This window comes from Actinosynnema pretiosum (genome assembly GCF_024171695.1).
Taxonomy (GTDB): Bacteria; Actinomycetota; Actinomycetes; order Mycobacteriales; family Pseudonocardiaceae; genus Actinosynnema; species Actinosynnema pretiosum.
On the sequence record NZ_JAMTCF010000020.1, the window covers coordinates 167,998 to 175,930 of the forward strand.

Consider the following 7,933-nt stretch of genomic DNA (forward strand, 5'->3'; position numbering starts at 1 on the left):
GATGTCGGACACGTGCTGCGGGCCGCAGGACCGCCGCGAGACGGCGGCGGGGGCGGACGAGGACCACGGACCGGAGCGGCTGTGGCAGGTGCGCGAACTGCGGCTGGCGCTCGTCGCCGCCGTGGTGCTCGCCGTCGGGTGGCTGACCGGGCTGGGTGGCGCCGAGCGGGTGGGCGTCGGGCTGGAGCTGGTCGCCGCCGTCGTGGCCGCCGCCACGTTCGTGCCCGGCGCCCTGCGCGGACTGCTGCGCCGCCGGATCGGCGTCGCCACCCTCATGACCATCGCGCTGATCGGCGCGGTGCTGCTCGGGCAGACCGTCGAAGCCGCGATGCTGGGCATCCTGTTCTCCATCGCCGAGGGCCTGGAGCACTACGCGATCGCCCGGACCCGGCGCGGCCTGCGCGCCCTGCTGGGCCTCGTCCCGCCCACCGCCACCGTCCTGCGCGGCGGCGCGGAGGTCCAGGTCGCGCCGGACGAGCTGGTGATCGGCGACCGCCTGGTGCTGCGCCCCGGCGAGCGGGCCGCCACCGACGGCGTCGTCCGCGCCGGGCGCACCAGCCTCGACCTGTCCGCGATCACCGGCGAGTCGGTGCCGGTGGAGGCGGGTCCCGGCGACGTGCTGCACGCGGGCGCCATCAACGGCGGCGGCGCGGTCGAGGTCGAGGTCACCGCGCGGGCCGCCGACTCCTCCCTGGCGCGGATCGTGCACGTCGTCGAGCAGGCCCAGGAGCGCAAGGGCGTCGGGCAGCGCCTGGCCGACCGGGTCGCGAAGCCGCTCGTGCCCGCGATCATGGTGCTGGCGGCGGCGATCGCCGGGGTCGGCGCGCTGCTGGGCGACCCGCTGCTGTGGGCCGAACGCGCGCTGGTGGTGCTGGTGGCGGCCTCGCCGTGCGCGCTGGCGATCTCGGTGCCGCTGACCGTGGTGGCCGCCGTCGGCGCGGCCAGCAGGCAGGGCGCGCTGGTCAAGGGCGGCGCGGCGCTGGAGGAGCTGGGCAAGGTCGGCGTCGTCGCGCTCGACAAGACCGGCACCCTGACCCGCAACGCGCCCGCCGTCGTGGCGGTCCTGCCGGTGGCGGGCGCCAGCCGCGCCGAGGTGCTGTCGGTGGCGGCGGCGCTCGAAGCGCGCAGCGAGCACCCGCTCGCCCGCGCGGTCCTGGACGCCTCGGCCCCGGCGGCGGTGGCCGAGGACGTCACCGCCGTCCCCGGCCACGGCCTGACCGGCGTCCTGGACGGCCGCGCGCTGCGCCTGGGCAAGCCGGGCTGGGTGCCGCCGGGGCCGCTGGCGGGCGAGGTCGACCGGTGGCAGGGCCAGGGCGCCACGGTGGTGCTCGTCGAGCGGGACGGCGCGCTGCTGGGCGCGGTCGCGGTCCGCGACGAGCTGCGCCCGGAGGCCGCCGAGGTCGTGGCGGGCCTGCGCGGGCTGGGTATCGGCACCGCGATGCTGACCGGCGACAACCGCCGCACCGCCACCGCGCTGGCCGAGCGCGCGGGCATCACGACCGTGCACGCCGAACTCCTGCCCGAGGACAAGGCGCGCATCGTCGCCGACCTGCGGGGCCGCCGCCCCGTGGCGATGGTCGGCGACGGCGTCAACGACGCCCCCGCCCTGGCCACCGCCGACGTCGGCATCGCGATGGGCGCGATGGGCGCGGACGTCGCCATCGAGACCGCCGACGTGGCGCTGATGGGCGAGGACCTGCGCCACCTGCCGCAGGTCCTCGCGCACGCCCGCCACGCCCGCCGGGTGATGCTGCAGAACGTCGCGCTGTCCCTGGTGATCATCGGCGCGCTGATCCCGCTGGCCGGGTTCGGCGTGCTGGGCCTGGCCACCGTGGTGCTCGTCCACGAGAGCGCTGAGGTCCTGGTCATCCTCAACGCCGTCCGCGCGGCCCGGATCACGCCGCTGCCGCACGTGCCGGACGGCCCGGCGGCGCCGAACCTGACCGTCGCCCCCGCCGGTCCGAAATCCGAAGGCTGCTGCGAGCGCTGCTGACCGCCGCTGCGAGGGCTCGGGCGGGTCAGCCGATCCCGACCGCCAGTTCGAGCCCCTCGCCGGTCCAGCGGACGGCGCGCAGGTCGGGCACCACCACGTCCGGCCGGTCCGCGCCGAACTCCCGCCCGCCCACGCCCACCACGACCCCGGCGCCCGCCGACCGCCCGGCGCGCACGCCCACCGGCACGTCCTCGAACACCGCGCACCGCGACGCGTCCACGCCGAGCAGCCGCGCCCCGGCCAGGTAGCCCTCCGGGTGCGGCTTGCCGCTGGCGACGTCACCGGCGGTCACGAGCGCGCGCGGCACCGGCAGCCCGGCGGCGCGCAGGCGGGCGGTGGCCAGGTCGCGCTTGCCGGAGGTGACGGTGGCCCAGCGGTCCGGCGGCAGCGACGCGAGCAGCTCCGCCGCGCCGGGGATCGCGGTGGTGGCGCCCACCTCGGCCAGCTCGAACGCGTCGATCATCGCCACCGCCTCGGCCCGCCGCTCCCGCTCCACGTGCAGCGCGACGGTGTCGACCGCCCGCCTGCCGTGCACGGTGGCCATCACCGCGTCCGGGTCCAGCCCCAGCTCGCGCGCCCACCGGGTCCACGCGCTCGTCACGCTCGCCTCGGAGTCCACGAGCACGCCGTCGCAGTCGAACAGCAGCCCCGCGCAGGGCGCCGCCGTCATCGGGTTCGTCTCCACGGGCACACGGTAACCCGGTAAAATCGTTGAGCGAGTATATTCGTGAGCCATGACATCCGCCCAGGCACGGCACTGGCGCTCGGCCTCGGACGCGCTCGCGCTGCTCCGGCGCGAGCCCGACGTCACCAGGACCCGGCTGGGCAAGCACCTCGGTCTGGCCAGTGGGCCCACCTCCGACCTGGTCAAACGCCTCGCGCGCGCCCGGTTGGTCGTGGAGCGCCGCGCCCCGTCCGGCGGTCCCGGCAGGCCAACGACCACCGTGCGCGCCCACCCGGCCGGTCCCGTCGCCCTGGTCGTGGACCTGCGGCACGGCGACTGGCGGATCGGCGTCTGCGACCTCGCGGGGGTGGTGGAGGTCGTGGCGGGCGGCGCTCACGACGGCGCGGACCCCGAGGCGCTGCTCGCCGGGCTCCGCGCGCGGATCACCGACCTCGCCGCGCCGTTGGGCGACCGCGTCGTCGGGATCGGCGTCGCGGTCCCCGGCCCGGTGGCGGACGACCGGCTGCGGATGACCGCGCTCGGCTCGCGGGACGTGCCGGTCGACCGGATCGCCCCGCCCGGCCTGCCCGCCGTGGTCGGCAACGACGCCACGGCCGCCGCCGTCGCCGAGGCCCGCCTGCACACCCCGCGCCCGCGCACCCTGCTGCACGTGGTGGTGGAGGTCGGCATCGGCGGCGCGCTCCTGGTCGACGGCGTGCCCGCGCCCAGCGCCCGAGGGCTGCACGGCGAGTTCGGGCACCTGCCGTTCGGCGACCCCGACGTCGAGTGCCCGTGCGGTGCGCGGGGGTGCTGGAGCGCCGGGTTCGAGGCGGGCGCGGTCGCCCGGCGCGCGGACCGGACCGTGACCGGTGATCCGCGCGCCTGGCTGCGCGACTTCTACGCCGACCGGGGGTCCGCGTCGCGCGCCCGCGCCGGACTGGCCGCCGACCTGGGGCGCGGGATCGCCGGACTGGTCAACGCGCTCGACCCCGACCTGGTCACCCTCGGTGGGCTGGCCGCGTCCGTGCGGGACGCCGCCGCCGAGAGCTTCGAGCGGGCCGCGTGGGCGGGGCTGATGGCCGTGCACCGCGAGTCGCCGCCGGTGGTCGTGGCCGCCCGCTCGGACGAGGACGCCCCGCTGATCGGCATCGGCCTGTCGGTGTTCGACCGGGTGCTCGGCGCCGACCTGCTCGCGCGCTGGTCCACCGGGGTCACCGGCGGCGCTTGAGCAGGAAAGCCGCCGCCAGCAGGGAGAGCGCCGCCACCGCACCCGTGATCGCCCACGGGAACGGCTCGTCCTCCTCGGCCGACGCGCTGGTGGCGTCCCCGACCAGGAAGCGCAGCGTCGACGTCGCCTCCACCGCCTCGCCCCCGCGCGGGGTGATCCGCGCGGTGAACCGGGCGCGGTACTCGCCGGGCGCGGTGAACGCCCAGTTCGCGTGGGTGTGCGCGCCCGCCTCGATCGCCAGCTCCTCGTTGTCCCACACCGTCTTCGGCGGCCGGAAACCGCCGTAGTCCAGGTACACCCGCAGCCGTCCCGGTCCCTCGACGTCGTGCAGCGACAGGGAGATCGCCTCCGGGCGCTGCGCGAGCACGCTCTCGTGCCGGGTGTTCCAGCCGATCCACAGCACCCCGGACCTGCGGGTCTGCGGCATCAGGTGCACGGTCTCGCCCGCCTGGCCGAGGAAGGCGTAGGCGGGGTCGGCCGGGATGGCGGCCTTCGCGGCGTCACCGATGCGCAGCACCACCTCGGCCGGGTCGCGCCACGTGGGCGGGCTGGTCGAGTCGTCCTCGACCCTGACCTGCCACGCGCCGTCCACCAGCGCGGGCCCGATGTCGACGTGCCCGTCCCGGATCTCCAGCGGCGCCGCCGAAGCCGGGGGAGCGGTGGCGACGCCGAGCAGGAGAGCCACGAGGAGGACGCGGAGGAGACCGCTCACGCCTTGGAGCTGCGCCGACCGCGCACGGCCAGCCCGATCCCGGCGATCACGACCACCAGCAGCACCGCGCCGCCGATCAGGTACCCGGTGGGCACGCCCCCGGACTCCGCCGCCACCTCGGGCGCGGGCTCGGGTTCCTGCACGCGCACCAGCGGGACGTCCGCCTCGGCGAGCACCGCGCCACCCGCGTCGCGGACCACGGCCCTGACCTGGCTGCCGTCCCAGCTCCGGTCGAGCGCCCTGCTGAAGGTCGTGCCGCTCGCGCCCTCGATCGGCAGGAAGTCGTTCTCCCCGTTGCTGCGCGCGGACCACTCGACGCTCGTGGCGCCGTCCACACCGGACAGCGTGAACGTCGCGGTCTCACCGGCGCGGTAGGAGTCCTTGTCCGAGGCCAGTTCCGCAGCCGCAGCCGCGCCACCGGTCACCTTCAGCTCCAGCGGCTCCGACTCGGACAGCACCGAGTGGTCGGCGTTGAACAGCCGTGCCGTGACGTAGGCGCCGTCCAGGTCGGCCGTGATCGGCAGCTCCTGGTCGGCCAGGCGCGACTCGGGAATCCACGCGTACGCGGCCTCGCCGCGCTTCTTCAGGTACCAGTGGTAGTGCTCGTCCTCGGTCTTCGGGTCCTGCGCCGAGGTGAACTTCGCGATGTCGCCCACGGCGTGCTCGGCCTTGTCGGCCTTCGCGGTCAACGTCGTGGTCGGCGGGATGGCCTGGACGTGGATCTCCAGCGGGTCCGACTCCTCCAGCACCGAGCCGTCCTCGGCGAGCCGCGCCACGCGCACCACCGTGCCGTCGAGCGCGCGGTTCGGCTTGGTGGTGAAGGTCGCGGTGGTCTGCTTCGGGTCGACCACCGGCGTCGACGAGCCCGGCGCGGTCGTGGACCAGCGGTACGCGCCCTTCTGGTCGGCCTGCGGGGACAGGGCGGTGAGGGTGACGGTCTGGCCGACGAAGTACTCGGCGTCGACCTTGTTCGGCACGGCCGTCAGCTTCGTGATGCCGTCCGTGGCGGGCGGGTCGGTCCTCGGGGTCGGCTCGGCGGTGGTGTCCGACGGGGCGCCGACGATGAACCGCACGGTCGCGTCGTCGGAGATCGCCGTGCCGTCGAGCAGGGTGGCGCTGACCTTGAAGCCGATGTCGTAGGTGCCCTTGGCGGTGAACGACCAGGTGGCGTGCGTGTGGCCGCCGACCTCGCCGGTGGTGGAGGTGAACGTCGTGCCGGGGACGAAGACCTTGCTCACCTTGGTGCGGTCGAAGCCGCCGGGCTGGGTGACCGCGAAGCGCGGCTCCGCCGAGGAACCCGCGTACCCGAAACCGGTGTAACTGATCTTCACGGTGCCCTTGAGGACACCACGGTCGATGCCCTCGAACGACCAGCCGGGCCACACCACGGAGCTGTCCTGCGCCTCGGTGGTGACCCACGCCTCGGTGCCCTCCGGCCCGAGGAAGTCGTACCCGGCGGGGAGCTTCACCCGCGAGGTCTCGGTCTCGGGAACGTGCAGGGCGACCCGCTCGGGGTCTGTGACCCCGCCCGGTGTCAGCGCTTTGACCTGGAGCTTGCCGTCGACGACCTGCGGGTAGAGCGCGTCCACGTGCGCGCCCGCGCCGAGGAGCTCGCGGCCCTCGGCGGGGTCGTAGTCAGCCGCGAGGGCGGGGGCGGACCCCAGCAGCAGGCCTGCGCCCACCAGGCCTGCGAGCAGGGAGATCAGGCGCGACGGGCGTCGCGCTTCGAGCTGTGACACGGAAGTCCTCTCGTGGAACCGGGTCCGACAGGAGGAACTTAAAGAAAATGACAACGGTTTTCAACTTGGCGGTGACGGGTGAGACGCAGGAAGGCCGTGTTCCCCGGACTTCCGGGGAGCACGGCCTTCCTCAGTCAGCTGCGGTCGCGACCGCGATCAGTAGCGGTAGTGCTCCGGCTTGTAGGGGCCGTCCACGTCGACGTCGATGTACTCGGCCTGGTCCTTGGACAGCTTGGTCAGCTCCCCGCCCAGGGCCTCCAGGTGGATGCGGGCGACCTTCTCGTCCAGCTTCTTCGGCAGCCGGTAGACCTCGCGGTCGTACTCGGTGTGCTTGCCGAACAGCTCGATCTGCGCGATCACCTGGTTGGAGAACGAGTTGGACATCACGAAGCTCGGGTGACCGGTCGCGTTGCCCAGGTTCAGCAGACGCCCCTCCGAGAGCACCAGGATCGAGTGCCCGTCCGGGAACACCCACTCGTCCACCTGCGGCTTGATGTTGATCCGCCGCACACCGGGGAAGCGGGCCAGACCGGCCATGTCGATCTCGTTGTCGAAGTGGCCGATGTTGCCCACGATCGCCTGGTGCTTCATCGCCGCCATGTGCTCGATGCGCACCACGTCCTTGTTGCCCGTGGTCGTGATCACGATGTCGGCCTTGGGCAGCACCGACTCCAGGGTCTGCACGTCGTAGCCGTCCATCACCGCCTGCAACGCGCAGATCGGGTCGATCTCCGTCACCACGATCCGCGCGCCCTGCCCGCGCAACGACTCCGCCGCGCCCTTGCCCACGTCCCCGTAACCGCAGATCACCGCGACCTTGCCACCCATGAGCACATCGGTGCCCCGGTTGATCCCGTCGATCAGGGAGTGGCGGATGCCGTACCGGTTGTCGAACTTCGACTTGGTGACCGCGTCGTTGACGTTGATCGCCGGGAACAACAGCTCACCCGCGGCGGCCAACTGGTACAGGCGCATGACGCCGGTGGTGGTCTCCTCGGTGACCCCGCGGATGCCCTCGGCGATCTTCGTCCACTTCCCCGCGTCCGACGCCAGGGAGTTGCGCAGCGTCTCCAGGACCAGCGCCCACTCCTCCGAGTCGTCCTCGGAAGCGGCCGGGACGACACCGGCCTTCTCGTACTGGGCGCCCTTGTGCACCAGCAGCGTCGCGTCGCCGCCGTCGTCCAGGATCATGTTCGGCCCCTGACCGTCCGGCCAGGTGAGCATGGACTCGGCGGTCCACCAGTACTCGGCCAGGGACTCGCCCTTCCAGGCGAACACCGGCACACCGCGCGGCTCCTCGGGGGTGCCGTGCGGGCCGACCACGACGGCGGCGGCGGCGTGGTCCTGGGTGGAGAAGATGTTGCAGGAGGCCCACCGGACCTCCGCGCCGAGCGCGACGAGGGTCTCGATGAGCACGGCGGTCTGCACGGTCATGTGCAGCGAACCGGACACGCGCGCGCCCTTGAGCGGGTACACCTCGGCGTACTCGCGGCGCAGCGCCATCAGACCGGGCATCTCGTGCTCGGCGAGCCGGATCTCCTTGCGCCCGAAGTCGGCCAGGGACAGATCGGCCACGGCGAAGTCGATGCCGTTGCGG

General features: G+C 74.1%; 6 protein-coding genes. 2 read left to right on the forward strand and 4 right to left on the reverse strand.

What is annotated here, in order from left to right; all coding sequences use genetic code 11:
- The first annotated feature begins 1 nt into the window (after position 1).
- Entirely contained in the window at positions 2–1,993 is a 1,992-nt protein-coding gene (locus tag LV78_RS33080; protein ID WP_253849955.1) for a heavy metal translocating P-type ATPase, read from the forward strand.
- A gap of 25 nt (positions 1,994–2,018) precedes the next feature.
- Here LV78_RS33080 and LV78_RS33085 read toward each other — a convergent pair whose 3' ends face one another.
- Positions 2,019–2,678 (reverse strand): HAD-IA family hydrolase, encoded by a 660-nt coding sequence (locus LV78_RS33085; protein WP_253849956.1) that lies wholly within the window; start codon positions 2,676–2,678, stop codon positions 2,019–2,021.
- A gap of 49 nt (positions 2,679–2,727) precedes the next feature.
- Here LV78_RS33085 and LV78_RS33090 point away from each other — a divergent pair, with 49 nt between their 5' ends.
- Positions 2,728–3,885 (forward strand): ROK family transcriptional regulator, encoded by a 1,158-nt coding sequence (locus LV78_RS33090; RefSeq protein ID WP_253849957.1) that lies wholly within the window; start codon positions 2,728–2,730, stop codon positions 3,883–3,885.
- Here LV78_RS33090 and LV78_RS33095 read toward each other — a convergent pair.
- From LV78_RS33095 to ahcY, 3 genes are all read right to left on the reverse strand, one after another.
- Positions 3,869–4,597 carry a choice-of-anchor M domain-containing protein gene (locus tag LV78_RS33095; protein WP_253849958.1) on the reverse strand — a complete coding sequence of 243 codons (729 nt, stop codon included), beginning with the start codon at positions 4,595–4,597 and terminating at the stop codon, positions 3,869–3,871. The two genes, LV78_RS33090 and LV78_RS33095, sit on opposite strands and share 17 nt — an antisense overlap.
- A complete protein-coding gene (locus LV78_RS33100) occupies positions 4,594–6,336 on the reverse strand; it encodes a choice-of-anchor M domain-containing protein (protein ID WP_253849959.1) in 1,743 nt (580 codons plus the stop codon). The genes LV78_RS33095 and LV78_RS33100 overlap by 4 nt, the downstream gene beginning before the upstream one ends.
- Positions 6,337–6,492: 156 nt before the next feature.
- Positions 6,493–7,933: adenosylhomocysteinase (ahcY, locus tag LV78_RS33105; RefSeq protein WP_253849960.1), on the reverse strand; the 1,441-nt coding region annotated here is incomplete at its 5' end.

Bases quoted from the DNA above. Each gene is read 5' to 3' on its own strand.
- LV78_RS33080 (WP_253849955.1), top strand. From the start codon at position 2: ATGTCGGACACGTGCTGCGGGCCGCAGGACCGCCGCGAGACGGCGGCG.
- LV78_RS33090 (WP_253849957.1), top strand. From the start codon at position 2,728: ATGACATCCGCCCAGGCACGGCACTGGCGCTCGGCCTCGGACGCGCTC.